Source organism: Roseburia zhanii (assembly GCF_014287635.1).
GTDB lineage: Bacteria > Bacillota > Clostridia > Lachnospirales > Lachnospiraceae > Roseburia_B > Roseburia_B zhanii.
Genome location: NZ_JACOPH010000005.1, coordinates 41,688 through 68,203, shown reverse-complemented (window position 1 = coordinate 68,203; position 26,516 = coordinate 41,688). Strand labels below are relative to the sequence as shown.

Genomic DNA, 26,516 nt, shown 5'->3' with positions numbered 1-26,516 from the left:
AAATAGTAAAAAGAAAACTGCCACAAATGTTGTGACAGTTTTTTTAATCATTTCCTGTTTCACTATCTTAATCCTAATAAAAAATCGAAATTTATATATTATGAGAAAGGTACGTTGAAAAGTTGCTGATTAATTAGGTAGTAAATTATTTTACTACAGTTACGTTGGTTGCCTGTGGTCCTTTTGCTCCGTCAACTACTTCAAACTCAACAGCAGCACCTTCTTCTAAAGATTTGAAGCCGTCCATGTTAAGTCCTGAGTAATGAACGAATACATCGTTACCGGATTCGTCAGAGATGAAGCCGTAACCTTTCTGATTGTTGAACCATTTTACTGTACCTTTGTTCATTATAGTACCTCCAAAAAATAAATAATCTATGTTGCCGTGCAACATAAAATCAATATAGCACAAGGAGTTTGAAAAGTAAAGCAAATCTATGAAAGTTCTTCATAAGATATTTCGTTTTTTCGCAGAAATCTTTGGATCATTGCATCCCATTCATGGTCAAGTGTATGGGTAGTTGAAAAAGCTGCATAAGAGATACCTGTCGTTAAAAGAAGCTGTCCATTCTGAAAGGTGATATTTATAAGGATACCTTTGATATCATTTGGGGTAAAACCGCTTGCAGAACGTGCAAGCGTATTTGCCATATTTTCAGGGGAAAGCATTAAAATGAATTTAAAAGAAACCGGTGTGTGCTTTCCTCGGATAAGCTGGTAACAGATAGGACGCAGCCTTGCATAGGGAAGTATTTTGCAATCGGCAAGTCCCTCATCTTCTAATTCTTCAGCAGAATAAAAAGAGGCATTGAAATGTCCGTCGATCGTAAAAGCGGCATCTTTTGTGACCGTTGCTTCTGCTAAAAGAAAGTGGTCAAATACTTCTGTGCAAAGAAGCTGGTTCATAAAAGCTTTTTTATCTGTAAGTTTTAATGCTATCATAAAAAACCTCATTTCAGAATTGTACAGTCATAATTTGTTGTGTGAACGTAACTATTCAGAACCCCTCTCATATATTCGCAAAACCGCACGATAAATCGTGCTTTACCGCTGCTTTGCAGCTATTTTGTTCATATATGGGGCGGTGACTCTATTCGAGCCACCTTACGAATCATAAAAACTGCTACTTACATGCAAGCATGACGTATCAATTTTTATGATTCTAAAGGGTTCTGAATAGTTACGTGTGAACTGAAATATATTTTAGCACAGGTTCTTTGAAAAATACAAATATTATAGTAGAATAATTGAGGAAGGGGTTATATACTAGTACATCGTTTTCGAAATAACTGCACCATTCACTTGCCTGCGAATCTGATCGTACAGGTAGAAAAGCCTCGGCGTAGCCCGCTACACCCGCGTTTTTTACCTGCACACTCGAATCCGCATCCTACATGATCGGTATAGTTATTTACGAAACGATGTACTGGTTACGCGGGCTCAACATCATCAGGAAAGAAGGCATAACATGAATACAACAGAACAATTATTTGAATTTTTATCGGCAGGCGTTTCTTCCTGCCATGTCGTAGATAGATCAGTAGCACATTTAAAGGAAAATGGATTTCTTCCGCTTTCCATGAAACAGGCATGGAAAATAGAGCGGGGTGGAAAGTATTATATCAGACATCACGATACGACGTTAGCGGCTTTTACAGTCGGCGGGGAGTATCAGATGAATGATATGATCCGTATCGGTGCTGCACATACAGATTTTCCATGTTTTAAGATCAAACCGAATCCGGAAGTAGTGACGCATGGATATGGAAAAGTCAATGTAGAATGTTATGGAGGCGGCATCTGGAATACATGGTTAGACAGACCATTATCCATTGCAGGCAGGGTGGCATTAAAAAGCGATGATGTATTTGCACCGAAGATCCGGCTTGTAGATTTTCAAAGACCGCTGCTCGTGATACCGAATTTAGCAATCCATATGAATCGGGAAGTCAATAAAGGGATCGAATTGAACCGTCAGATCGATCTGATGCCGGTACTTGCCTGCATACCGGAAGATATGAAGCAGGAAAAATTTTTCTTAAAACTGCTTGCAGAAGAATTGCAGGTAGAAACAGAAGATATCCTCGATTATGAATTGACTGTCTATGTGGCAGAAACACCGGTTTTGACAGGTGCCAAAAAAGAATTTATCAGCAGTCCGAGATTAGATAATCTGACTTCTGTCTATGTTCTTTTAGAGGGGATCACTCAGGAATGGCGTGCTGGTGGGATCAATCTTGCAATCTTTTTTGACCATGAGGAGATCGGCAGCCGCAGTAAACAGGGGGCGGCATCTTTATTGTTAAGGGATATTTTAAGCAGGATTGTAACTGCATTAGGAGCAGATGCTAAAGAAGTGCAGACGGCACTCTATCAGAGTATGTTATTGTCTGTAGATGTTGCACATGCACTGCATCCGAACCAGCCGGGAAAAATGGATGTGACGAACCAACCGGTATTAAATGGAGGATTCTGCCTGAAAGAAGCATCTTCCCAGTCCTATGCGACAGATTGCAAAGCAGTTGCCATTGTACAACAGATCTGCGAAGCGAATGGGATCTCTTACCAGAAATTTGTCAACCGTTCTGATATCGCAGGCGGCAGTACCTTAGGCGCAATCGCATCTGCACTACTGCCTGTGCCGACAGTGGACCTTGGCATTCCGGTACTCGCGATGCATTCTGCAAGGGAAATGATGGGCACAAATGATATCGGTTCGCTGACTGCCTGCATTCGGGCATGGTATGGTATGCAGTAATGGTACATTTTTGATAAATGGAGGAAACTGTGAAAATAAATAAAAAGAGAAGTTGTTTTCTTCTGGCAGCAGTCAGCAGCATGTTATTGTTGTCCGGCTGTCAGATGAAGGAACTATATGAAAATATCAGGACAGAGATCTCACAGGAGGGGGCAGCTGTTGATGAGTTTTTCTGTGGGGAAGATAACGCTGACACAGAAAAAGCCGGACATGTTTCAGATGCGAAGTTGTCGGAAACAGAATCCATAGATACAGCATCACAAGAAACTTCCGATTCTAAAACAAAAGATACAGAAACGTCTGATACGGCATCTGGCATAGAAGGAAGTGATCCTTATGCGAAAAATTATGCCTATGTGGCATTAGATGTACAGACGAAGCAGGTGTATGATGAAGTTTTGACGGCGATACTTTTACAAAAAGAAAAAGTAGAAGTATCCACGACAGATATTCAGGTCTTAGAACAGGCATACAAAGCGGTTTGTGCAGATTATGGAGGACTGTTCTGGATCTCCGGTTATGCTTATACGCAGTATACCAGAGGGGGTAAGCTGATCAGTATGGATTTTTCCCCAAAATATACGATGGACTATGATAAACGTATGGAACTGCAGGCACAGATCGACGCATCGACGGAAGAATTGCTAGATGGTATTTCAGTTACGGATTCTGATTATGACAAGGCAAAATACGTTTTTGAGATCTTAGTGCAGAATGTAGATTATGATTCATCTGTGGATAATAACCAGAATATCATCAGTGCGTTTTTAAACCGGGCTACGGTGTGTCAGGGATATGCCTGTGCAACGCAGTATCTGTTAAAAATGCTTGGTATGGAGAGCGTGATCGTAACAGGGACTGCCAATGGGGAATCCCATGCATGGAATCTGGTAAAATTAGATGGAAATTACTATTATATGGATACGACATGGGGCAATTCAAGATATTTAGATGATGCGAGCCAGACTGCAAAATATGTCAATTATAATTATTTAGCAGTTACTTCGGAGGAGATCAGCCGGACACATACAGCAGATGTCAGTTTTCCGCTGCCGGAATGCAGCAGTATGGAAGATAATTATTTTGTAAGAGAACAGAGCTATTTTACGGACTGGCAGCCGGAAGCAGTCGGAGCCATTTTAAAAGAGGCATGGGATGCTCAGAAAGATGCTGTGGCGGTTAAATTTTCTGCAGCAGAGTTATATGAACAGGCATTAGACTATTTTATTACGAAAGAGCATATAGCAGATTATTGTGAAAATATTTCTTCCGTATATTATCTGGAAGATACAGAACTGTATGTGCTGACGTTTCACTTTTCTTAATGATTTCGCTAACAGCCCATTTAAAATGCCTCTACGAGACAGAGGCTGTAATCACACAATAATTAACACTATGGTGCATAGCTTGACAGTGCGGTGTCAAGCTTGCGTCTGAACAGTAACTGAATAGTCATTAAAAAAGTATAAAATAACAATTCACTCTATACAATACAGATAATTTGTGATAAGATACATCTGGTAATGAATACTACATAAAATAGAAAAGAATAATATTTGACATAGATGTCTGATATGGAGGTAGTAGATGTATAAGATTATCATTGATAGTTGTGGAGAACTGACAGAAGAGTTAAAAGCAGACGGACATTATGAGTCTGTGCCGTTAGAAATGGAAGTGAATGGACACCGTATTGTGGATGATGCTACATTTGACCAGCAGGATTTTTTAAAAAAAGTCAAAGAAAGTCCGGTTGGCCCGAAATCCTCCTGCCCTTCACCGGAACGGTATATGGAAGCATTTAAAGGAGAGGCAGAGCATATCTATGTAGTAACTTTGTCAAAGGAATTAAGTGGTTCATATAACAGTGCTGTTCTTGCAAAAAATCTCTATGAAGAAGAATATGGCAAAGAAAAAAAGCAGATCTATGTATTCAATTCCCGCTCTGCATCGATCGGAGAGACTTTGATCGGTATCCGCGTACAGGAATGTGAAGAAGCCGGAATGGAATTTGATAAGATTGTAGAAGTTGTAGAGGCATATATTGGTACGCAGCATACTTATTTTGTCCTTGAAACATTAGAAACCCTGCGGAAAAATGGCAGGTTAAGCAACTTAAAAGCATTTGTTGCAAATGCATTGAATATTAAACCGGTCATGGGATCTACACCGGAAGGTTCCATCTGCCAGTTAGCACAGGCAAGGGGAATGAATAAAGCTTTAAAGAAAATGGTAGAAGAAGCAATTTCTAAAGTAGATGACAGCGGGGAGAGAATTTTAGCAATTTCTCACTGTAATTGTCCGATGCGTGCAGAATCGGTCAAAGAAGAAATTGAAAGGATTACGAAGTTTAAAAAGATCATTATTGCAGATACCGCCGGTATCAGCAGTATGTATGCAAATGATGGCGGAGTAATTATAGCGGTTTAGTTATGGAATATCAGGAAATTATTCATACGATTGAAAATAAAAGAAGGTTCGGCAGTCTGCCGGGCGTTGTAGTCAGCAGGAAGCTACTGGCTGCTGTAGGCAATCCACAGAACGATCTTGCGTTTATCCATATTGCAGGAACGAATGGAAAAGGCTCTACGGCAGCTTTTTTGCGTGAAATCTTAAAAGAAGCAGGTATCCGGGCAGGAATGTTTACCTCACCGCATCTGATCGATTTTACAGAGAGGATACAGGTAGATGGCAGACAGATACCAGAAGAAGATGCAGCAAGACTTGGGGAAATGCTGTTAAATCTGGATCTTGAAGTGCATCCGACCATGTTTGATTACTGCCTGGCAATGGCACTTTTGTATTTTAGGGAGCAGGGCTGCCGGCTTGTGATCTTAGAAACGGGGCTTGGCGGCAGATTAGATTCCACGAATGTGATCTCTGCACCACTTGTCAGTGTGATCACGAAGATCGGATATGACCATACGGAAGTGTTAGGTGATACGTTAGATCAGATCGCAGCGGAAAAAGCAGGCATCTTAAAACCAAATACGTTCATGGTATCAGAGAGCCAGCAACAGCCGGCAGAAAAAGTTTTAAAAGATTGTTGCAGTAAACTTGGGATTTCTTATCAGTTTGTAGAAGCAGAGAAGATAAAGGCAGTTGACCATGGATTTTCTTACGAAGGAAAGGGCAGTTATCGGATGCGTATGCTTGGTATGCACCAGAGAGAAAATGCCATGGTTGCTGTTTTTGCAGCAGAAGCCTTGCGGATATATGGATTTGAGATTACCGATGCACAGATTTCGCAGGGAATAGAAAATGCCACATGGAATGGCAGGATGGAACTGATCAGCAAAGAGCCGTACCTGTTGATCGATGGTGCGCATAACGGTCATGGAGTCCATGCATTAGCCGAAAGTTTAAAGGAATTATATCCGAATGAAAAGTTTCGTTTTATTATGGGGGTGCTTGCAGATAAAGATTATAAACAGATGGTAAAGGAGATCCTTCCGTTAGCAGAAAGTGTAACGACAGTCACACCGGATAGCGGCAGGGCATTGCAGGGAGAAACGTTAGCGGAATATATCAGAAGTTATGGGGTTTTTGCAGAAAATACAGAGCAGATGCAGGAGGCTTTTTTACAGATCAGAGATAAAACAGTTGCGTTTGGTTCCTTATATTTTATAGGAGAAATCAGAAAACTTTTTCATTTGGCATAATAAAATGGAAATTGACAGATAATAACAGAGAAATGGAAAGAGTTCGCAGGACATCTGTGAAATCTGTAGAAAATGTAAGAAAAAGTACCATATGTAGATTTTACATTGACGTAATATACTATATGTGGTACAATTTTTTTGCTTTTAACAAAAGAACCATACAAGATAGAGAGGTGCGGAAGGCAATTATGAAAATCATAAAAAGAAGTGGGACAGAGGAAGATTTTAATATTTCAAAAATAGAAAAGGCAATTTTAAAAGCGAATAATTCTGTAGTCGAAAGTGAAAAATTATCAGAGGAGCAGATGCAGGAGATTTCTGAGCATGTCGAAGAAGTCTGCAGCAGTATGAACCGTGCATTAAATGTAGAGGAAATACAGGATCTTGTAGAAAATGAGATCATGCAGCAGCAGGCATTTACCGTCGCCCGCAATTATATTACCTACCGTTATGAGAGAGCCTTAGTGCGTAAGGCAAATTCTACAGATGAGCAGATCTTAAGTCTGTTAGAATGTGATAATGAAGAAGTAAAACAGGAAAATTCCAATAAAAACCCGACAGTCAACAGTGTACAGCGTGATTATATGGCAGGAGAGGTCAGCAAGGACATCACGCGCCGTTTCCTTCTGCCACCAGATGTAGTAGAAGCGCATGAGCAGGGAATCATTCATTTCCATGATTCCGATTATTTTGCACAGCATATGCATAACTGCTGTCTGGTAAATCTTGAGGATATGTTGCAGAATGGAACTGTGATCAGCGGTACGATGATCGAAAAACCGCACAGTTTTTCTACTGCATGTAATATTGCGACACAGATCATTGCACAGATCGCAAGTTCCCAGTATGGTGGACAGAGCATTTCCCTGTCACATTTAGCACCATTTGTTGATGTCAGCAGACACAGATTCCGCAGAGAAGTGAAAAAAGAATTTGAATTAGCAGGCATTGAATTAAATGAAGAACAGTTGAGTCATGTTGTGGAATCAAGGGTATTAGAGGAGATCACCCGCGGAGTACAGATGATCCAGTATCAGGTCATCACGCTGATGACGACGAATGGACAGGCTCCGTTTGTGACTGTCTTTATGTACTTAAATGAAGTACCGGAAGGCAGGACAAGAGAAGATTTAGCCCTTGTGATCAAAGAAGTTTTAAAACAGAGGATCTATGGTGTAAAAAATGAAGCAGGCGTTCTGATCACACCGGCATTCCCGAAACTGATCTATGTCTTAGAAGAAGATAATATCAAAGAAGGCAGCAAATACTTTGAACTGACAAAATTAGCAGCAGAATGTACCGCAAAGCGTATGGTGCCGGATTATATTTCCGAAAAAGTGATGAAAGAGTTAAAAGACGGAAACTGTTATCCATGTATGGGCTGCCGTTCCTTTTTAAATCTTTATAAAGATGAAAATGGAAAATATAAATTTTATGGAAGATTCAATCAGGGAGTGGTCACATTAAATCTCGTTGATGCAGCGTGCAGTTCAAATGGAGATATGGATAAGTTCTGGGAGATCATGGACGAACGGTTAGAACTCTGTAAAAAAGCCCTGATGTGCCGCCATAACCGCTTAAAGGGAACAGCTTCAGATGTTGCACCGATCTTATGGCAGTATGGGGCATTAGGCAGACTGAAAAAAGGAGAGCCGATCGACAAACTTTTGTATGATGGATATTCTTCCATATCCTTAGGCTATGCAGGATTATCAGAATGTACTTATTATATGACAGGACTTTCCCATACAGATCCGAAAGCGACACCGTTTGCGCTTGCAGTCATGCAGCGTTTAAATGATGCCTGTGAAAAATGGAAACAGGAAACAAATATCGGATTCAGTGTTTATGGCACACCGTTAGAATCCACAACATACAAGTTTGCAAAATGCCTGCAGAAACGCTTTGGTATCATTCCGGGTGTGACGGATAAGAATTATATCACCAACAGTTATCATGTGCATGTCAGTGAAAAAATAGATGCATTTACAAAATTGAAATTTGAATCGCAGTTCCAGAAATTATCTCCGGGTGGAGCGATCAGTTATGTGGAAGTGCCTAACATGACAAATAATATAGAAGCAGTACTTTCGGTGATGCAGTATATCTATGACAATATCATGTATGCAGAATTAAATACGAAAAGTGATTATTGTCAGGTATGCGGCTATGATGGAGAAATTGTGATCGTGACCGATGAAAGCGGTAAATTAGTCTGGGAATGCCCGAACTGTAAGAACAGGGATCAGGATAAAATGAACGTGGCACGGAGAACCTGTGGATATATTGGCACACAGTTCTGGAATCAGGGACGTACGCAGGAGATCAAAGACCGGGTGCTGCACTTATAAAAGGAGAATACAATGAATTATTCTGCAATTAAATATTGCGATATTGCAAATGGCACAGGAGTACGTACAGTTTTATTTGTTTCCGGCTGCAGAAACCACTGTAAGGGCTGCTTTCAGCCGGAAACATGGGACTTTGCCCATGGAGAAGCATTTACAAAAGAAGTAGAAGATGCAATCATGGCATCTTTAGAACCGGATTATATCAAAGGACTTACTTTATTAGGCGGTGATCCGATGGAACCGGAAAATCAGGCAGTGTTACTGCCTTTTTTAGAGCGTATCAAAAAAGAATGTGCCGGAAAAGATATCTGGGCATATACAGGATATATATTAGATCGTGACCTGATCGCAGGCGGTACATGTCATACCAAAGATACCGATGCGATGCTCGCATTGATCGATGTGCTTGTAGATGGTCCATTTGTGGAAGAAGAGTACAGCATCATGTTGAAATTCAAAGGCTCTAAGAACCAGCGTGTGATCGACTGCAAACATTTCATGGAAACAGGTGAGATCATAGAAATTATGTAAAAAGACATACTTTGTTCATAATTTTATCAAAAATGGAACATAAATCAGCACTAAACTACTCCTTGTAAATGAGATAGAGATCATTATTCAAAACACTTACAAAAAGAGAATAATAACAACAGTTGAAAGGAGTTGTTTTTTTATGAGTAAAAAGAGTTTTTTTAAGAAGATGACAAAATGTGCAGCATTGGCATTGGTATTTGGTGTGGTTGGCGGAACCGCATTTTCGGGAGCTAGTTACTTTATCGGGCAGCAGTTTCCAAAAAGCACGCAGACAGAAAGTTCTGATACAGCCGTAACGAAGATACAGCCGACGAGTACGGCAGCAAGTGTAAGTTCTTCCGATATATCCGATGTGGTAGATGAGGTAATGCCATCGATCGTTGCGATCACAAGCATGACACAGCAGGAAGTACAAAGTTTCTTCGGACAGGGACAGATCGTTGAGAATGAAAGCAGCGGTTCCGGTATCCTTGTAAATAAAGATGATAATTATTTATATGTCGCAACCAATAATCATGTTGTAGAGGGTTCTACAGCGTTGACTGTACAGTTTTCAGATGGAACAACAGCATCGGCAACAGTAAGAGGTACAGATCCATCTGATGATCTTTCAGTCGTACAGGTGGCATTATCTGATCTGTCAGAAGATACATTAAATACCATAAAGATCGCAACGATCGGTGATTCCGACCAGCTTGCTGTTGGTGAAGCAGCCATTGCGATCGGTAATGCATTAGGATATGGACAGTCCGTTACGACCGGTGTTATCAGTGCATTAGGCAGAGAAGTTACGATTCAGGACGAAACAACAGGCGAAAGCATTTCTAACAGCCTGATCCAGACAGATGCAGCGATCAATCCGGGAAACAGTGGTGGTGCATTATTAAATGTCAAAGGTGAAGTCATTGGAATCAATTCTTCGAAATATTCAGACACAAGCGTGGAAGGTATGGGATTTGCGATCCCGATGGCAACTGCAAAACCGATCTTAGAGGATCTGATCGCCAATGGAAAGACAACGACAACCGGAAGTCCTTATCTTGGAATTTATGGTGTTGATGTAACAGAAGATGTATCAAAACAGTACAATATGCCGGAAGGTGTCTATGTAGCACAGATCGTCGATGGCAGCGGTGCAGCAAATGCAGGTATTACGACAGGAAGTATTATCACTAAGGTAGATGATACAGAAGTCGGTTCCATGGAAGAATTAAAAGAGTGTATCAATAAATACAAAGTTGGAGATACTGTAACAGTTACCGTACAGATCGCAGATGGCGGTTCTTATACAGAAAAACAAATTTCCGTAACATTAACGAATAAAACCTATTGACATACTAGGAAATGCGTGATAAGCTGTATGCAACAGATGAGTATTACTGTTGATATGTCATAAAGGTAAGCAGTAAAAAGGTCTGTCGAAATCAAAGGCAGACCTTTTCTTTACAACATATATCATATAAAACATATGGGAAAAATATAAAATCTATCACAGAAAGAAGGAATCAAACGTGGAAAAACTGATCTATTTAGACAATGCAGCAACCACACAGGTCTATCCGGAAGTTTTTGAAGAAATGAAGCCGTATTTTACAGAATATTATGGAAACCCCTCTAGTGTATACCAGTTTGCACAGGAAAGCAAGAACAAAGTAGAACGTGCAAGAGAAGAAATTGCAGAAATGTTAAATGCGAAGCCGGAAGAAATCTATTTTACCGGTGGCGGAAGCGAATCTGACAACTGGGCACTTGTTGCAACAGCAGAAACTTATGCAAAAAAAGGAAAACATATCATCACTTCTAAGATCGAACATCATGCAATTCTGCATACCTGCGAATACTTAGAGAGCAGAGGATATGAAGTGACTTACTTAGATGTAGACGAAAATGGTCTGATCGATTTAGAGCAGTTAAAGAAATCCATTCGGGAAGACACGATCTTAATTTCGATCATGTCAGCAAATAATGAGATCGGAACAATCCAGCCGATCGCAGAGATCGGTAAGATTGCCAAAGAACATGAAATTTTCTTCCATACAGATGCCGTGCAGGCATTTGGGCATATTCCGATCGATGTAGAAGAAATGCGGATCGATATGTTAAGTGCAAGCGGACATAAGATCCATGGACCAAAGGGAATCGGATTTTTATATATCCGTAAGAATGTCAGGATCGGAGCATTTATCCATGGAGGTTCACAGGAACGTGGTAAACGTGCCGGCACACATAATGTACCGGGAATCGTCGGACTTGCAGCAGCAGCTAAGATTGCAAAAGAAAATTTAGAGAGCAATATTAAATATGAAACAAAACTGCGTGACTATGCGATCTCACGTATTGAAAACGAGATTCCGTTTGCAGTATTAAGCGGACACCGGACAAAACGTCTGCCAAACAATATCCATTTTTGTTTCCGCTTTATCGAAGGTGAATCCATGCTGATCTTATTAGATCAGGCAGGTATCTGTGGTTCTAGTGGTTCTGCATGTACATCAGGTTCTCTTGATCCTTCCCATGTACTGCTTGCCATCGGCAGACCGCACGAGATCGCACATGGTTCCCTGCGTCTGACTTTATCAGAGAAGAATACAAAAGAAGAAATCGACAAGGTAGTGGACGAGCTTAAGAAAATCATTGAGCGTCTGCGCAGTATGTCACCATTATACGAAGACTATTTGAAGAAGGAGAAAGCAAATGTATAGTGAAAAGGTAATGGATCATTTTAATCATCCCAGAAATGTTGGAGAAATCGAAGACCCGAGTGGTGTCGGCACTGTTGGAAATGCAAAATGTGGTGACATCATGCGGATGTATTTAGATATTGATGATAACGGTATCATTCAGGAAGCAAAATTTAAGACTTTCGGCTGTGGCGCAGCAATCGCAACCAGCAGCATGGCAACAGAACTTGTCAAAGGAAAGACTGTTCAGGAGGCATTAGAAGTTACCAATAAAGCAGTTATGGAGGCTTTAGACGGACTTCCACCTGTAAAAGTACATTGTTCCCTGCTTGCAGAAGAAGCAATCCATGCGGCACTCTGGGATTATGCAAAGAAAAACGGTATCGTGATCGAAGGATTAAAAGAACCGGTATCTGATATCGAAGAAAGAGTAGATGCTGAATAAATCATTGTTTAGTGTAACAGTAAAAGTAATGGACTATTAAAAGATAAGGACGATATCACCAAATGGATATCGTCCTTATTTTCATCAAGATCTTTATTTTTTGAAACTTGCTCTCTTACGGAGTGTCGGATCTAAGATACGTTTACGGATACGAAGACTTTCCGGTGTAACTTCAAGAAGTTCATCTACATCAATAAAATCGATCGCCTGCTCTAAGCTTAATACCTTTGGTGGAACAAGGGTTAGTGCTTCATCAGCAGAAGAAGAACGTGTATTTGTCAGATGTTTTTTCTTGCAGACATTGATCTCGATATCCTCTGCTCTTGAAGAAGAACCAATGACCATACCGGAATATACTTTTTCACCCGGTCCGATAAATAAAGTACCACGATCCTGTGCGGAGAACAGACCGTAAGTAACGGATTCGCCGCTTTCAAATGCGATCAGGGAACCCTGTTTACGGTATGCAATGTCACCACAGTATGGTTCATAGCCGTCAAAAATCGTATTGATGATACCATTTCCTTTTGTATCTGTCATAAATTCACCACGATAACCGATCAGTCCGCGGGAAGGGATCTTAAACTCCAGACGAGTATAACCGCCGCTGATGCTCTTCATATTTAAAAGATTTCCTTTACGTGTACTTAATTTTGAGATAACAGCACCTGTAAAGTCATCTGGAACATCGACATATGCTAATTCCATCGGTTCTGTTTTCTTGCCGTTTTCGTCTGTATGGTATAAAACTTCTGCTTTACTTACAGCAAATTCATAACCTTCCCTACGCATATTTTCGATCAGGACAGATAAATGGAGTTCTCCACGTCCGGATACTTTGTAACTGTCAGGACTGTCGGTTTCTTCTACACGAAGGCTGACATCTGTATTTAATTCACGGAACAGTCTGTCGCGGATATGGCGGGAAGTGACATATTTACCTTCCTGTCCGGCAAGCGGGCTGTCATTGACGATAAAGTTCATTGAAAGTGTAGGCTCAGAAATTTTCTGGAACGGGATCGCAGCTGGATGATCCGGAGAACAGATCGTATCTCCGATGTGAAGGTCTGCAATACCGGAAATTGCCACGATAGAACCGATCTTAGCTTCCGTGACTTCTACTTTATTTAAACCATCGTATTCATATAACTTGCTGATGCGGACTTTCTGCTGCTTGTCAGGTTCGTGATGGTTGACGAGCAGGGCATCCTGATTGACTTTTAAACAGCCATTGTCTACTTTTCCAACACCGATACGTCCGACATATTCATTATAATCGATCGTACTGATCAGAACCTGTGTACCGGCATCAGGATCACCTTCCGGTGCAGGGATATAATCCACGATCGTATCAAATAAGTCCATCATATCTGTTTTAGGATCATTTAAGTCTTTCATCGCATAACCATTTCTTGCAGAAGCAAAGATAAATGGGCAGTCTAACTGTTCATCAGATGCATCGAGATCCATAAATAATTCTAGCACTTCATCGACAACTTCATCTGGACGTGCTTCCGGTCTGTCGATCTTATTGACACAGACGATAACCGGCAGCTCTAAGGAGAGTGCCTTCATCAATACGAATTTTGTCTGTGGCATAACACCTTCAAAAGCATCTACAACGAGGATAACACCATTCACCATTTTTAAGACACGTTCTACTTCGCCGCCGAAGTCAGCATGTCCCGGAGTATCAATGATGTTGATCTTTGTATCTTTATAAAATACAGCAGTATTTTTAGAAAGAATGGTAATACCACGTTCTCTTTCGATATCGTTTGAGTCCATGACACGTTCCTGAACTTCCTGGTTTTCACGGAAAACACCGCTCTGCTTTAAGAGTTCATCAACTAATGTCGTTTTACCATGGTCAACGTGGGCAATGATCGCGATATTACGAACGTCCTCTCTTTTCATTTTCATAAAATAATCCTTCTTTCTGTATAAAAAACTATCATTTAGTTACCGGATATAAAACAGGCAAAAGCCCGACTACTTATTTTATCATATTTTGGGCATTTATCAAGTGCAAATTAGAAACCGCATTTTTATCGACAGAAAAAGCGAATTTTTGTAAAATAAACATGGTAAAAATAGGCAGTGGTCGTTGCAGAGGAGTTCTAAAAGAAAATCTTTTGCATAAATATATTAGTGTAACAGATCGATATGCCATCGATGTACAGTTCACCGGATAAAATAAACCGGGAAAGAGGAAGGGAGAAAAATTCATGGCAGATAAAATTTTTGAAAACAACCAAGTATCTATTGTAGGAACTATCATATCTGATTTTCGGTACAGCCACGAAGTCTATGGGGAAGGCTTTTATATGGTAGATGTTTCTGTAAACCGATTAAGTGATTTTGCAGATATCATTCCGATCATGATTTCTGAAAGACTGGCAGATACTACACAAAATTATGAGGGACAGATGATACATGTGACGGGACAGTTCCGTTCATATAACAGACATGAGGAAAAGAAAAATCGTCTGATGCTCTCTGTATTTGCAAGAGAGATCGAGTTTGTGGAAGAAGAAAAAGAAGAGTATAAGAGCAATCAGATCTACTTAGACGGATATGTGTGCAAAGAACCGATCTACCGGAAAACACCGCTTGGAAGGGAAATCGCTGACCTGCTGATCGCAGTCAACCGTTCTTATGGAAAATCAGATTACATACCATGTATCTGCTGGGGAAGAAATGCGAGATTTGCATCAGGTTTTGAAGTAGGAAGCCATGTAGAGATCTGGGGCAGGATACAGAGCAGGGAATATGTGAAAAAGATCGCTGAAACAGTCACTGAGAAAAGAGTTGCATATGAAGTATCTGTAAGTAAAGTAGAGCGTTTGGAATAAAATTTGCTTTTTTTTAGAGTTTGTGGTATTTTGTAACTATTCGAAATTGCATTGGTATTTTAAGGAAATGATTTTGGATCGTTATCATTTGAAATCTGGGGATAGAAATATATGTATAACGGAAGATAAGAGATGACTGCCTTAAGGCAGGGGAGGTTAGTATGGCAACTGGAAGCGTACAGGTATATTATGGCGCAGGCAGGGGAAAGTCACCTGCAGCATTAGGAAGGGCAATACGTGCTGCCGCTGAAGGAAAAACCGTTTTTATCATTCAGTTTTTAAAAGGAAAATCGGATGAGGAAATGGAGTTTTTAAAACGGTTAGAACCGGAGATCAAGTTTTTCCGTTTTGAAAAATCAGAAGAATATTTTAGCGAACTTTCCGAAGAAGAACAGTTAGAAGAAGTTAAAAATATTAAAAATGGGATCAATTTTGCAAAGAAAGTGCTGACTACCGGAGAATGTGATCTTGTGATCTTAGATGAAGTATTAGGACTGGTAGATCATGGATTGATCGCTGCAGAAGAATTAAAAACACTGATCGGTGCAAGATTAGACGATACCGATCTGATCATGACCGGCTGGGTGTTAAGTGATGAACTTCGTCCTTATATCGACGAGATTTATCATCTGATACCGGAAAAGATACCGGAAAAGCAGGGCAAGGATATTGACAATTAAATAGCAGAGTGTTATATTTCATATAACAGTGAATAAAAGTACCGGATAGAGGTTGCGTGATTCATCAGTAACTTATCGGATGCAGCAGGTGCAGAAGAAGATAAGCAAAAGGGGAGAACGCCGAAAGAGGATCATTCCTGTGAGGATTCTCTTGGGTATACATTTAAGAGATGTATGACTGTCATCTTCATAGCAAGATGGTGCGCTATCGTATAAATGGAAACTCTATGACCGGCTCACATAAGGAGCCGGTTTTATTTTGCAGGAAATAGATGCAAAGAGTTAGAGATTTATAGGAAACTAAAAAGATACAGGAGGAAATAAAATGTCAATTTTTAAAGGAGCAGGTGTTGCGATCGTAACCCCAATGAAAGATAATCTGGATGTAAATTATGAAAAATTAGAGGAGCTGATCGATTTTCAGGTAAAAGAAGGAACGGATTGTATCGTGATCGCAGGTACGACCGGAGAAGGCTCTACTTTATCCATAGAAGAACATCTTGATGTGATCAAAGCAGCAGTCAAATTTACCAATCACAGAATACCGGTCGTTGCAGGAACAGGTTCTAACTGTACAGCAACAGCGATCCAGCTTTCACAGGAGGCAGAAAAAGCAGGGGCAGACGGACTTTTAGTTGTTACTCCATATTATAATAAAGCCACACAGACAGGTCTGATCGGTCATTACACACAGATCGCAGATGCAGTCAAACTTCCGATCATTATGTATAATGTGCCGGGACGTACCGGATGTAATATTTTACCGGAAACAGCAGCACATTTATTTGAACATGTAGAAAATATCGTAGGTTTAAAAGAAGCAACAGGTAATGTGGCACAGGCTGCAAGAACCATGTATTTAACAGATGGTAAGCTTGATATGTATTCCGGTGAAGATGGGATCGTTGTTCCGTTAATGTCACTTGGTGCAATCGGTGTGATCTCCGTATGGTCAAATGTTGCACCAAAGCAGGTACATGATATGTGCATGAAATTCTTTGAAGGAGATATTGCAGGTGCAGCAAAAATGCAGTTAGAAGCAGAACCGTTAGTGGATGCACTGTTTTCAGAAGTCAACCCGATCCCTGTGAAAAAAGCATTAAATCTGATGGGAATGAATGTTGGTTCACTTCGTGCACCACTTTGCGAAATGGGCGTGGAAAATGCAAAGAAATTAGCAGAAGCCATGAAAGCATACGGAATCAAGTTGGCATAAGTGCATAGTTTTATAGCAGGCAAGTGATTCGTATATCAAATACAAGTCAAGAGAAATAGGAGCAGAGAAGAAAATGACAAGAATAATCATGCATGGATGCAATGGAAAGATGGGACAGATGATCTCAGGTATCTGTAGTGAAGATGCAGATGCAGAGATCGTTGCAGGAATTGATATTGCAGATGAAGGAAAAAATGCCTACCCGGTATTTACGGATATTACAGCATGTGATGTAGATGCAGATGTGATGATCGATTTTTCAAATGCAAAAGCAGCAGATGCAGTATTAGATTACTGTGTAGAGAAGAATCTTCCACTGGTATTTTGTACCACAGGTTTAAGTGAAGAACAGTTAAAGAAAGCAGACGAAGCAAGTAAAAAGATTCCGGTATTAAAATCAGCAAATATGTCACTGGGTATCAATGTTTTATTTGATCTGTTAAAACAGGCTGTAAAAGTATTCGCTCCGGCAGGTTATGATATTGAAATCGTGGAGAAACATCATAATCAGAAATTAGATGCACCAAGCGGTACAGCTCTTGCATTGGCAGATGCAATGAATGATGCCATGGATCAGGCATACAAATATGTTTATGACAGAAGCAAGGAGCGTAAAAAGAGAGAGAAGAATGAGATCGGAATCTCAGCAGTCCGCGGCGGTACGATCGTCGGAGAGCATGAGATCATTTTTGCCGGAAAAGATGAAGTGATCGAGATCAAGCATACCGCATATTCAAGAGCCGTATTTGGTAAAGGTGCGGTAGAAGCTGCAAAATATATTCAGGATAAAAAAGCAGGTTATTATGATATGCAGGATGTAGTAGCAGGAAATTAAACCTGGCTGCATGATACAGGATCTTAAGAATCGAATGTTAGAAATACAGCCGGTATTGTCAGAAATGTGATCGATCAGATACATCTGACAATACCGGCTGTTTTATTAATTGATGATAAATATTATTGTTATTTTTTTAAACCGGAATCGGCAACATATTTCTTAATAGCGGCAAAGCTGTCAGGACTGATCACATGCTCCATACGGCAGGCATCTTCGACAGCCGTTTCTTCACAAATGCCAAGAGCCATCAGCCATTCGGAAAGAAATGTGTGGCGTTCATAGATCATGTCGGCAATTTCATGTCCCTTGTCTGTTAAAGTGATAAAACCGGCATCACTGACTGTGATGTATCCGTTTTCACGCAGGTTTTTCATGGCAACACTGATACTTGATTTTTTGAAATTCATTTCAACAGCAATATCTACCGAACGAACGACAGGAAGCCGTTTGCTTAAGACGAGAATAGTTTCTAAGTAATTTTCAGCAGATTCATTTATATTCATATAATAATGCCCCCTCAATTCTATTTTATCGCATACTACATTTATTATAGCACAGTTTTTTTAAAAAGAAAGTAATATTTCACTTCATGTCTTATCGGAAAAAAATACGGAAATAATACTTGCATTTTTAAGAAAACTGAGTACAATATTGTTAGTTACCTAACAAACAAGTTAGAAAACTAACAAAAGAAGGAGAACGATTTTGAAGCAGCAGAGAGCAATCGGATTTGAGATCAAATGCTTATCAAATATGATACGCAGAAAATTAGATACGACATTTTCGTCACCGGAATTTGATGGACTGACAGGTGCACAGAATGCGATGATGGGCTATATTATGGATCATGAGGAAACACAGGATATTTTTCAGAAGGATATCGAGGAGGAGTTTAATATCAGAAGGTCAAGTGCAACAGTCATGTTACAGGGACTAGAACAGCGGGGCTATATCCGGCGCACACAGATCGAAAAAGATGCACGGTTAAAAAAGATCGAACTGACAGAAAAGGCACGTAAGCTGCAGAAACGGGTACGTTCAGAAATCGATCGGTTCCATGAGCAGTTAGAAAAAGATCTTTCCAAAGAAGAAAAAGAAGAATTTTTCCGATTGTTAGATAAAATAAAATCAAATTTGAAGGAGGCATGATTTATGCTAAAGACACTTATGGCACAGATTAAGGAATATAAGAAAGATTCCTTAAAAACACCGGCGTATATGATCTTAGAAGTCATTATGGAAACATTTATACCGTTACTTATGGCATCTATCGTAGACAATGGTGTAGAAAAAGGAGATATCCATCACATTTACAAAATGGGAGCGATCATGGTCGTTATGGCAGCCATCGGTCTGTTTGCAGGTATTATGGGTGGAAAATATGGGGCAAAGGCATCTGCAGGATTTGCAAAGAATCTGAGGAATGCCATGTATGAAAATATCCAGACATTTTCCTTTTCCAATATTGACAAATTCAGTACAGCGGGATTAGTAACACGAATGACAACAGATGTCACGAATATCCAGAATGCTTATCAGATGATCCTGCGTATGTGTATGCGTGCACCGGCAAGTCTGATCTGTGCACTGATCATGGCTTATTTTATCAATGCAAAAATAGCAACCGTCTATTTAGTGGCTGTCTTATTTTTAGGTGGGATTTTATTTGCAATCATCAAAAAGACAATGAAATATTTTGATACGGTATTCCGGAAGTATGATGAATTAAATGCGAGTGTACAGGAAAATGTAACAGGTATCCGCGTGGTTAAGGCATTTGTAAGGGAAGATTACGAAACCAGCCGGTTTCATGCAGCAAGCAGCAATGTATACCGCATGTTTGTAAAAGCAGAATCATTGATCGCATTTAATGCACCGGTCATGCAGTTCACCGTCTATGCATGTATTCTTGGGATCAGTTATCTTGGAGCAAAAATGATTGTAAGCAGTACACTGACTACAGGTGAACTGATGAGTCTTTTGACATACTGCATGAATATCTTAATGAGCCTTATGATGCTTTCCATGGTATTTGTTATGGTAACACTTAGTATTGCAAGTGGAGAACGTATTGCAGAAGTGTTAAATGAAAAAGCTGATCTTACAAATCCTAAAGATGCAGATACCGTCGTACCGGATGGAAGTATTGAATTTGAGCATGTGTCTTTTGGATATCAGAAAGAAAAAGAAAAGGCAGTTCTTACAGATATTAACCTTACGATACATTCCGGCGAAACGATCGGGATCATCGGCGGGACCGGAAGTGCAAAGACGAGTCTTGTCAATCTGATCAGCCGTCTGTATGACGTGACCGAAGGCTGCGTGAAAGTCGGTGGCAAAGATGTCAGAGGTTATGATCTTGAAACGCTCAGAAACGAGGTCGCAGTCGTATTGCAGAAAAATGTCTTATTCAGCGGAACAATCTTAGAAAATCTTCGCTGGGGAGATAAAAATGCAACAAGGGAAGAATGTGAATATGCCTGCCGTCTTGCCTGTGCAGATGAATTTATCCAGAAGATGCCGGATAAGTACGATACATATATCGAACAGGGAGGAAGTAATGTTTCCGGTGGTCAGAAACAGCGTTTATGTATTGCAAGGGCACTATTAAAGAAACCAAAGATCCTGGTATTAGATGACAGCACCAGTGCCGTAGATACAGCAACTGATGCAAAAATCAGAGAAGCCTTTGCAAAAGAAATTCCTGGTACAACGAAACTGATCATCGCACAGAGAATCTCAAGTATCCAGAATGCAGATAAGATCATTGTTATGGATGATGGAAAAGTCAATGGATTTGGCACACATGAAGAATTATTAGCTTCAAACGAGATCTATCGTGATGTTTATGGATCACAGATGGGTGGAAGCGGTGATTTTGATGAAAACGGAGGTGAGTTATAATGCCGGCACCAGTCAGAGGAAAAATGAAGATCGAAAATCCCGGAAAACTTTTGAAAAGACTGCTTTCCTATGTTATGAAAAAGTATCGTATATCCTGTATTGCAGTCGTAGTCTGTATTTTTATCAGCGTATTGGCAAATGTGCAGGGAACCATGTTTTTAAAGACATTGATCGATGTGTATATCATACCGCTTATCGGGCATGATGTCCCCGATTTTTCAAACCTGATCCATGCGATCATAAAAGTAGGCGGATTTTATGCCATCGGAGTGGCTGCAACTTATGCATATAACCGGATCATGGTAAATGTCACACAGGGAACTTTACGCCAGCTCCGTGATGATATGTTTGCACATATGGAAAAACTGCCGATCAGATATTTTGATACACATTCCCATGGAAATATCATGTCAGTTTATACAAATGATATTGATACTTTACGCCAGATGATCAGCCAGAGTATGCCGCAGCTTTTATCAAGTGCGATCACGATCGTATCGGTATTAGTCAGCATGATCATGTTAAATGTACCGCTTACGGTTGTGACATTATGTATGGTAGCAATCATGCTGTATGCAACGAAAAAAGCAGCAGGACTCAGTGGAAGCTATTTCGTGGCACAGCAGAAAAATATCGGTACTGTCAACGGCTACATTGAAGAAATGATGGAAGGACAGAAAGTAGTCAAAGTATTCTGCCATGAACAGGAAAGTATGCAGAAGTTTGAAGAATTAAATGAAGAACTGTTTGACAGCGCTTATCAGGCAAATAAATATGCAAATATCTTAGGTCCGATCAATGCACAGATCGGAAATATCAGTTATGTGCTGTGTGCCTTAGTCGGTGGAGCATTGGCATTAAATCATGTTTCCGGTTTTACAATCGGTGGACTGGCAAGTTTTCTAACGTTTAACAGGAGTTTTAATATGCCGATCAATCAGGTCAGCCAGCAGGTAAACAGTATCATTATGGCTTTAGCCGGAGCAGGAAGAATATTTGAACTGTTAGATGAAGAAACCGAAACAGACGATGGCTATGTTGCGCTCTGCAATGTCAAAGAAACAGAGGCAGGTCTTGTAGAAACAAAGGAACGTACCGGAATCTGGGCATGGAAACATTATCATAAGGAAACCGGTAAAACAGACTATATCCGTCTGATGGGGGATGTAGTATTAGATGATGTGGATTTTGGCTATACAGAAGATAAGATCGTACTCCATCATGTGAAACTCTATGCCAAACCGGGACAAAAAATTGCCTTTGTAGGTTCTACCGGAGCAGGAAAGACAACAATCACAAACCTGATCAACCGTTTCTATGATATTTCCGATGGTAAAGTCCGCTATGATGGGATTAACATCAATAAGATCAAAAAGGAAGATTTAAGACGTTCGCTTGGCATGGTTTTACAGGATACGCATTTATTTACGAATACCGTTATGGAAAATATCCGTTATGGAAGATTAGATGCGACCGATGAAGAAGTCATTGCAGCCGCAAAACTTGCGAATGCAGACAGTTTTATCCGTCGTTTACCGGATGGCTATCAGACTGTTTTGCATGGAGATGGTGCAAGCCTTAGCCAGGGACAGAGACAGCTTTTATCGATCGCGAGGGCAGCCGTTGCTGATCCACCGGTGCTGATCCTTGACGAAGCAACAAGTTCGATCGATACAAGAACAGAGAAGATCGTTCAGGATGGTATGGATAAGCTGATGGAAGGCAGAACGACATTTGTTATCGCACACAGACTTTCCACAGTAAAAAATAGTGATTGTATCGTAGTTTTAGAGAATGGATGCATCATTGAAAAAGGCACACATGAGCAACTGCTTTTAGAAAAAGGAAAATATTATCAGCTTTATACGGGAAATTAGAATGGTGAACAATGTTGCGCAAATCAGAAAAAGGTAGTACACTTATGCTTAGTTTGATACAGAGGAGCTTATGAATGAAAAAAATAGATGAAGTCATTGCACATATCAAGTGCAGCCATGTATACATACAGACGCACAATTTTCCGGATCCGGATGCTATCTCAAGTGCTTTCGGGCTTCAGAAGCTGTTAGCCCATAAGAATATTGACGCAACTATCTGCTACAAAGGCAAGATTGACAGATATAATACCTTAAAGCTGATCGAATTATTAGAGATACATTTAGAGAACTTAGAAAAGATCGAGGCAGATTTAGAAGAAGATGACGAAGTCATTTTAGTAGATGCGCAAAAGGGCAATTCGAACATCATTGATATGACCGGAACAGAGATCATCTGTATTGACCATCATCCGACTTATGAAAAAGCAGAATACAGATATGCAGATATAAGACCGGAATATGGTGCATGTGCGACGATGATCGCAGAATATTTTTTTGAAAGCAGCATCCCGATGGATACAAGGACTGCAACGGCATTGAGTTATGGAATCCGCAGCGATACAGACCGGCTTTCGAGAGGAACCTGTAAGAAAGATATGGAAATGTTGTACCGGATGTATGATATGAGTGATCAGGGTATGATACAGATGCTTGAAAACCGTGAATTGTACTTTGAAGATCTGATGGCATATTCAAGAGCGATCGAGAATATCAAAGTATATGGAACGGTCAGCTTTACAAGTACAGGCGAGAATTGTCCGGAAGCGCTGATCGCAAGTGTGTCGGATTTTATGTTAGCATTAGTGGAAGTAGATTTTTCTGTTGTTTATGCGATACAGCACAATGGAATCAAATTATCTGTCCGAAGTGAAGAAGGCGTGCATGATGCAGGCAAGATCATCAGCAGGGCATTAAAGGGATTTGGTAACGGAGGCGGTCATGCCGCAATGGCTGGAGGATTTATCCCATTTACGGATAAGAGTGGATGTGCCGAAGAATTGATAAATGTGGCACAGGAAAGAATTCTGGAAGAAATAAAGACGTTATAATACCGTTAAAAGAGTGCGGCAATATAACTGAGAAAAGATATCGGAGTTTTTTGTTCAAGTTCAGCCTGTTTACAGTAACATGCGTAAGCTTCGAGCAGGATTTCATAACCTGCGATTTCGTTTTCAGGTAATATTGTTTCTGCTGACATCATAAAGCATCTCCTTTCTGGGGGTGCTTTTATTATATGCTGCAAATGAAAAAATAGAACCATGGGATTGTAAAAAATGTGAAAAATGTGAAAAATTGTGTGTAGTTTTTTCACTATTCAAATAGTTTTGTGATATGATAAGTTATAAGCAAATGAGAGATACATGATACAAAAGGATACCCCATGAATAACACAGACAAAAGAAGGGCAGGCGCCCGCGCATTAAAGCGGAAAAGATACAAACAGAGAATGTACATACGGATGGCATTGGTCGTAGTGCTTGTGCTGATCGCCGGTATTACAGTCGAAAGGATCGTAAAGACAGTCAGGGCAGGACAAGCAGCAGAACCTGTTGTGCAGGAATATGTGGAAGATGAGAAAAAAGTTGCTGATCCACCGGAATATACCGTAGATCTTCTGACAGTGAATCCCTATTCAAGACCGGGGATTGCATTAGAGCAGGTCAATGGAATTGTGATACACTATACAGCAAATCCGGGGACAACAGCAAAACAGAACAGAGATTATTTTGAAGGACTCAGTCTTTCAGGGGAAACTTCTGCGAGCAGTCATTTTGTGATCGGCATAGATGGCGAGATCGTACAGTGCATACCGTGCAATGAAATTGCCTATGCATCGAATGACAGAAACGCCGATACGATAGCCATTGAATGCTGCATACCGGATGAAACAGGCAGATTTACGGATGCAACTTATGATACTCTGCTGCATCTTACGGCATGGCTGATAGGAAGATATGACCTTACGATTGATGATGTGATCCGGCATTATGATGTGACAGGCAAGGACTGTCCGAAATATTATGTGGAAAATCCATCTGCATGGGAGCAGATGAAAGCAGATATCAGTGCTTATATTGAAAAAAACGGAACGTGATCATGTGCTTACGGTTTGCAGGCTTATCTTGTCAAAGCATACAAAATAAAGTAAAATAAATTACATAAGATATGGCTGAAAGAAAGGAAGAATATGATAGACGGACTTTTTGAACAGATCAGACAGCAGAAGGATGTACGGGCAGCGTTGAGCGGACTGCGTGCAGCTATCAAAGAAGATGAAAATTACAGCAGAGCGGCAGATCTGATAGGAGATGGAGAGGTGTTAAGACCACTTCTTATGTCAGAAGATGCGAAAGTGCGTAAAAATACAGCAGCATTGATCGGGGATTTAGAACTGACAGAATTGTCAGATGCATTATTTTTAGCATATCAGAAAGAACAGACACTTTTTGTACGAGGAACATTGCTAAAAGCACTAGAAGATACGAACGCATATCCGTATTTAGAGAAACTGAGGGAACGGTATGAAGCCTTATGTGAAAAAGAAGCCGAAGAACAGGATAAGAAACATATCCGAGAGGAACTGCACGTATTAGAACGTATTCTGCGGAAAGAAGGAAAAGAAGTTATCCATACATTTACCGGATGGGATCAGAAATATACGATCCTGCTTACAACCAATCAGGCATATGCAGATCTGACAGCAGAGAAAGTCCATGCAGATAAAAAAGCAGTCACTTCCTTAGGTGTAAAAGCGGTTGTGGACAATTTAAGGGAAATCTGCAAAATCAGGACATTCCGGGAACTTTTATTTCCGATTGCCTTAAAAAAAGAAATCCACTATGAAGATGGACCGGAAGCCTTTGCAAAAGCAGTTGCAGAGTCGAAATTATATCAGATATTACAGGTATCCCATAAAGAACCGGCACCATATTATTTCAGGATCGATATCAAAGGTGGCCTATCCTTAGAAGAACGTAGCCGTTACATCAAGCGGGCAGCAGCCATTATAGAGGAAGAAAGCGGAAGGAAACTGCTCAATGCAAAAGATGAATACGAATTTGAGATCCGTCTGTTTTTTAATAAAGACCGGAAAATATTTGTATTTTTAAAAATGTATACCATACCGATGGAGCGGTTTGCTTACCGGAAAGAGAGTATTTCCGCTTCTATCCGTTCATCAGCGGCAGCATTGCTTGTAGAACTTGCAAAGCCATATTTAAAAGACAATGCACAGATTCTGGATCCCTGCTGTGGTGTCGGAACCATGTTGATCGAGCGGAATGAACTTGTAAAAGCAAGAGAGATCTATGGGATTGATATTTTCGGAGAAGCAATCGAAAAAGCGAGGATCAATGCGGATGCGGCAGGACTTCTGGTGAATTTCATCCACAGGGATTATATGGATTTTAAACATAAATATCTGTTTGATGAGATCATTACGAATCTTCCTGTACGGGGAAAAAAGACAAAGGAAGAACAGGATCTGTTTTATAAGAGATTTTTTGATAAATCGAAAGAAATATTAGCACCGGGCGGTGTGATGGTTTTATATTCGAACGAAAATGGTTTTATCAAAAAACAATTAAGACTGCATCCGGAATATAAATTATATCAGGAATATCTGATCATCGAAAAAGAGCAGTTTTATTTATATATTATCGGACTTAGAAATAGATAGGTATTGGATAACTATGAGGGTACTGAAAGGTTACAG

The 26,516-nt window shown here is 40.2% G+C and carries 24 protein-coding genes and 1 riboswitch; of the genes, 19 read left to right on the top strand and 5 right to left on the bottom strand.

The genetic code is table 11. The annotated features are described in order from the left end of the window. Nucleotides 1–145: 145 nt before the first annotated feature. Complete coding sequence (locus tag H8S17_RS07845; RefSeq protein ID WP_186866870.1) at nt 146–349, bottom strand: cold-shock protein; 204 nt, start codon at nt 347–349, stop codon at nt 146–148. Between the two features lie 86 nt (nt 350–435). Next, nucleotides 436–942, bottom strand: a complete 507-nt coding sequence (locus H8S17_RS07840; protein ID WP_186866869.1) for a DUF5721 family protein — start codon at nt 940–942, stop codon at nt 436–438. Nucleotides 943–1,468: 526 nt separating this feature from the next. On the opposite strand from H8S17_RS07840, the gene H8S17_RS07835 reads away from it, so the two are divergent. The 9 genes from H8S17_RS07835 to nifU all read left to right on the top strand — a co-directional run bounded on the left by H8S17_RS07835 (nt 1,469) and on the right by nifU (nt 12,431). After that, nucleotides 1,469–2,758, top strand: coding sequence for a M18 family aminopeptidase (locus H8S17_RS07835; protein WP_186866868.1), 1,290 nt, complete (start codon nt 1,469–1,471; stop codon nt 2,756–2,758). A gap of 29 nt (nt 2,759–2,787) precedes the next feature. After that, nucleotides 2,788–4,083, top strand: a complete 1,296-nt coding sequence (locus tag H8S17_RS16930) for a transglutaminase domain-containing protein (protein WP_186866867.1) — start codon at nt 2,788–2,790, stop codon at nt 4,081–4,083. A gap of 262 nt (nt 4,084–4,345) precedes the next feature. Next, on the top strand, nt 4,346–5,188 hold the full coding sequence (locus H8S17_RS07825; RefSeq protein WP_186866866.1) for a DegV family protein: 843 nt from the start codon (nt 4,346–4,348) through the stop codon (nt 5,186–5,188). A gap of 2 nt (nt 5,189–5,190) precedes the next feature. Beyond that, on the top strand, nt 5,191–6,420 hold the full coding sequence (locus tag H8S17_RS07820; RefSeq protein ID WP_186866865.1) for a bifunctional folylpolyglutamate synthase/dihydrofolate synthase: 1,230 nt from the start codon (nt 5,191–5,193) through the stop codon (nt 6,418–6,420). A gap of 188 nt (nt 6,421–6,608) precedes the next feature. Next, nucleotides 6,609–8,771, top strand: coding sequence for an anaerobic ribonucleoside-triphosphate reductase (gene nrdD / locus H8S17_RS07815; protein ID WP_186866864.1), 2,163 nt, complete (start codon nt 6,609–6,611; stop codon nt 8,769–8,771). A 12-nt stretch (nt 8,772–8,783) separates the two neighbouring features. Beyond that, on the top strand, nt 8,784–9,302 hold the full coding sequence (nrdG, locus tag H8S17_RS07810) for an anaerobic ribonucleoside-triphosphate reductase activating protein (protein ID WP_178050342.1): 519 nt from the start codon (nt 8,784–8,786) through the stop codon (nt 9,300–9,302). 142 nt (nt 9,303–9,444) lie between these two features. Continuing rightward, on the top strand, nt 9,445–10,638 hold the full coding sequence (locus H8S17_RS07805) for a S1C family serine protease (RefSeq protein ID WP_178050343.1): 1,194 nt from the start codon (nt 9,445–9,447) through the stop codon (nt 10,636–10,638). Nucleotides 10,639–10,816: 178 nt separating this feature from the next. Beyond that, on the top strand, nt 10,817–12,007 hold the full coding sequence (gene nifS / locus H8S17_RS07800; protein ID WP_186866863.1) for a cysteine desulfurase NifS: 1,191 nt from the start codon (nt 10,817–10,819) through the stop codon (nt 12,005–12,007). Next, on the top strand, nt 12,000–12,431 hold the full coding sequence (gene nifU, locus H8S17_RS07795; RefSeq protein ID WP_186866862.1) for a Fe-S cluster assembly scaffold protein NifU: 432 nt from the start codon (nt 12,000–12,002) through the stop codon (nt 12,429–12,431). Before nifS ends, nifU begins: the two co-directional genes overlap by 8 nt. A 93-nt stretch (nt 12,432–12,524) precedes the next feature. Here nifU and typA read toward each other — a convergent pair whose 3' ends face one another. Then, nucleotides 12,525–14,354 carry a translational GTPase TypA gene (typA, locus tag H8S17_RS07790; RefSeq protein ID WP_178050346.1) on the bottom strand — a complete coding sequence of 610 codons (1,830 nt, stop codon included), beginning with the start codon at nt 14,352–14,354 and terminating at the stop codon, nt 12,525–12,527. Between the two features lie 305 nt (nt 14,355–14,659). Here typA and H8S17_RS07785 point away from each other — a divergent pair, with 305 nt between their 5' ends. The 4 genes from H8S17_RS07785 to dapB all read left to right on the top strand — a co-directional run bounded on the left by H8S17_RS07785 (nt 14,660) and on the right by dapB (nt 18,017). Beyond that, entirely contained in the window at nt 14,660–15,286 is a 627-nt protein-coding gene (locus tag H8S17_RS07785) for a single-stranded DNA-binding protein (RefSeq protein ID WP_178050347.1), read from the top strand. A gap of 161 nt (nt 15,287–15,447) precedes the next feature. Continuing rightward, nucleotides 15,448–15,966, top strand: a complete 519-nt coding sequence (locus H8S17_RS07780; RefSeq protein ID WP_186866861.1) for a cob(I)yrinic acid a,c-diamide adenosyltransferase — start codon at nt 15,448–15,450, stop codon at nt 15,964–15,966. A 38-nt stretch (nt 15,967–16,004) separates the two neighbouring features. Then, a riboswitch (Lysine riboswitch) is annotated at nt 16,005–16,182 on the top strand. 109 nt (nt 16,183–16,291) lie between these two features. Further along, entirely contained in the window at nt 16,292–17,182 is an 891-nt protein-coding gene (dapA, locus tag H8S17_RS07775; protein ID WP_186866860.1) for a 4-hydroxy-tetrahydrodipicolinate synthase, read from the top strand. 73 nt (nt 17,183–17,255) lie between these two features. Next, nucleotides 17,256–18,017: a 4-hydroxy-tetrahydrodipicolinate reductase gene (gene dapB / locus H8S17_RS07770; protein ID WP_186866859.1), complete on the top strand. Its 762-nt coding sequence runs from the start codon at nt 17,256–17,258 to the stop codon at nt 18,015–18,017. A gap of 128 nt (nt 18,018–18,145) precedes the next feature. On the opposite strand, the gene H8S17_RS07765 is transcribed toward dapB, so the two are convergent. Next, entirely contained in the window at nt 18,146–18,523 is a 378-nt protein-coding gene (locus tag H8S17_RS07765; RefSeq protein ID WP_186866858.1) for a metal-dependent transcriptional regulator, read from the bottom strand. A 202-nt stretch (nt 18,524–18,725) separates the two neighbouring features. Between H8S17_RS07765 and H8S17_RS07760 the strand changes: the two genes are divergently transcribed. The 4 genes from H8S17_RS07760 (at nt 18,726) to H8S17_RS07745 (ending at nt 23,850) form a co-directional block, all read left to right on the top strand. Continuing rightward, on the top strand, nt 18,726–19,169 hold the full coding sequence (locus H8S17_RS07760; protein WP_186866857.1) for a MarR family winged helix-turn-helix transcriptional regulator: 444 nt from the start codon (nt 18,726–18,728) through the stop codon (nt 19,167–19,169). A 3-nt stretch (nt 19,170–19,172) separates the two neighbouring features. Then, complete coding sequence (locus H8S17_RS07755; RefSeq protein WP_186866856.1) at nt 19,173–20,924, top strand: ABC transporter ATP-binding protein; 1,752 nt, start codon at nt 19,173–19,175, stop codon at nt 20,922–20,924. After that, the gene (locus H8S17_RS07750) at nt 20,924–22,801 is read left to right on the top strand and encodes an ABC transporter ATP-binding protein (protein WP_186866855.1); all 1,878 of its coding nucleotides are present in this window, start codon (nt 20,924–20,926) and stop codon (nt 22,799–22,801) included. The genes H8S17_RS07755 and H8S17_RS07750 overlap by 1 nt, the downstream gene beginning before the upstream one ends. A gap of 74 nt (nt 22,802–22,875) precedes the next feature. Then, complete coding sequence (locus H8S17_RS07745; protein ID WP_186866854.1) at nt 22,876–23,850, top strand: DHH family phosphoesterase; 975 nt, start codon at nt 22,876–22,878, stop codon at nt 23,848–23,850. A gap of 5 nt (nt 23,851–23,855) precedes the next feature. On the opposite strand, the gene H8S17_RS07740 is transcribed toward H8S17_RS07745, so the two are convergent. Next, on the bottom strand, nt 23,856–24,002 hold the full coding sequence (locus tag H8S17_RS07740; protein WP_178051212.1) for a hypothetical protein: 147 nt from the start codon (nt 24,000–24,002) through the stop codon (nt 23,856–23,858). A gap of 180 nt (nt 24,003–24,182) precedes the next feature. Between H8S17_RS07740 and H8S17_RS07735 the strand changes: the two genes are divergently transcribed. Continuing rightward, nucleotides 24,183–24,896 (top strand): peptidoglycan recognition protein family protein, encoded by a 714-nt coding sequence (locus H8S17_RS07735; protein WP_186866853.1) that lies wholly within the window; start codon nt 24,183–24,185, stop codon nt 24,894–24,896. A gap of 93 nt (nt 24,897–24,989) precedes the next feature. Further along, nucleotides 24,990–26,480, top strand: coding sequence for a TRM11 family SAM-dependent methyltransferase (locus H8S17_RS07730; protein WP_186866852.1), 1,491 nt, complete (start codon nt 24,990–24,992; stop codon nt 26,478–26,480). The last annotated feature ends 36 nt before the right edge of the window (nt 26,481–26,516 follow it).

Excerpts from the sequence above, each read along its gene's own strand:
- H8S17_RS07845 (WP_186866870.1), bottom strand. The coding sequence starts at position 349 with ATGAACAAAGGTACAGTAAAATGGTTCAACAATCAGAAAGGTTACGGC.
- nrdD (WP_186866864.1), top strand. The coding sequence starts at position 6,609 with ATGAAAATCATAAAAAGAAGTGGGACAGAGGAAGATTTTAATATTTCA.
- dapA (WP_186866860.1), top strand. The coding sequence starts at position 16,292 with ATGTCAATTTTTAAAGGAGCAGGTGTTGCGATCGTAACCCCAATGAAA.
- H8S17_RS07750 (WP_186866855.1), top strand. The coding sequence starts at position 20,924 with ATGCCGGCACCAGTCAGAGGAAAAATGAAGATCGAAAATCCCGGAAAA.
- H8S17_RS07835 (WP_186866868.1), top strand. The coding sequence starts at position 1,469 with ATGAATACAACAGAACAATTATTTGAATTTTTATCGGCAGGCGTTTCT.
- nifU (WP_186866862.1), top strand. The coding sequence starts at position 12,000 with ATGTATAGTGAAAAGGTAATGGATCATTTTAATCATCCCAGAAATGTT.
- H8S17_RS07785 (WP_178050347.1), top strand. The coding sequence starts at position 14,660 with ATGGCAGATAAAATTTTTGAAAACAACCAAGTATCTATTGTAGGAACT.
- dapB (WP_186866859.1), top strand. The coding sequence starts at position 17,256 with ATGACAAGAATAATCATGCATGGATGCAATGGAAAGATGGGACAGATG.
- typA (WP_178050346.1), bottom strand. The coding sequence starts at position 14,354 with ATGAAAATGAAAAGAGAGGACGTTCGTAATATCGCGATCATTGCCCAC.
- H8S17_RS07745 (WP_186866854.1), top strand. The coding sequence starts at position 22,876 with ATGAAAAAAATAGATGAAGTCATTGCACATATCAAGTGCAGCCATGTA.
- H8S17_RS07740 (WP_178051212.1), bottom strand. The coding sequence starts at position 24,002 with ATGATGTCAGCAGAAACAATATTACCTGAAAACGAAATCGCAGGTTAT.
- H8S17_RS07820 (WP_186866865.1), top strand. The coding sequence starts at position 5,191 with ATGGAATATCAGGAAATTATTCATACGATTGAAAATAAAAGAAGGTTC.
- H8S17_RS07825 (WP_186866866.1), top strand. The coding sequence starts at position 4,346 with ATGTATAAGATTATCATTGATAGTTGTGGAGAACTGACAGAAGAGTTA.
- H8S17_RS07805 (WP_178050343.1), top strand. The coding sequence starts at position 9,445 with ATGAGTAAAAAGAGTTTTTTTAAGAAGATGACAAAATGTGCAGCATTG.
- H8S17_RS07730 (WP_186866852.1), top strand. The coding sequence starts at position 24,990 with ATGATAGACGGACTTTTTGAACAGATCAGACAGCAGAAGGATGTACGG.
- H8S17_RS07840 (WP_186866869.1), bottom strand. The coding sequence starts at position 942 with ATGATAGCATTAAAACTTACAGATAAAAAAGCTTTTATGAACCAGCTT.
- H8S17_RS07735 (WP_186866853.1), top strand. The coding sequence starts at position 24,183 with ATGAATAACACAGACAAAAGAAGGGCAGGCGCCCGCGCATTAAAGCGG.
- H8S17_RS07755 (WP_186866856.1), top strand. The coding sequence starts at position 19,173 with ATGCTAAAGACACTTATGGCACAGATTAAGGAATATAAGAAAGATTCC.
- H8S17_RS07765 (WP_186866858.1), bottom strand. The coding sequence starts at position 18,523 with ATGAATATAAATGAATCTGCTGAAAATTACTTAGAAACTATTCTCGTC.
- H8S17_RS07780 (WP_186866861.1), top strand. The coding sequence starts at position 15,448 with ATGGCAACTGGAAGCGTACAGGTATATTATGGCGCAGGCAGGGGAAAG.
- nrdG (WP_178050342.1), top strand. The coding sequence starts at position 8,784 with ATGAATTATTCTGCAATTAAATATTGCGATATTGCAAATGGCACAGGA.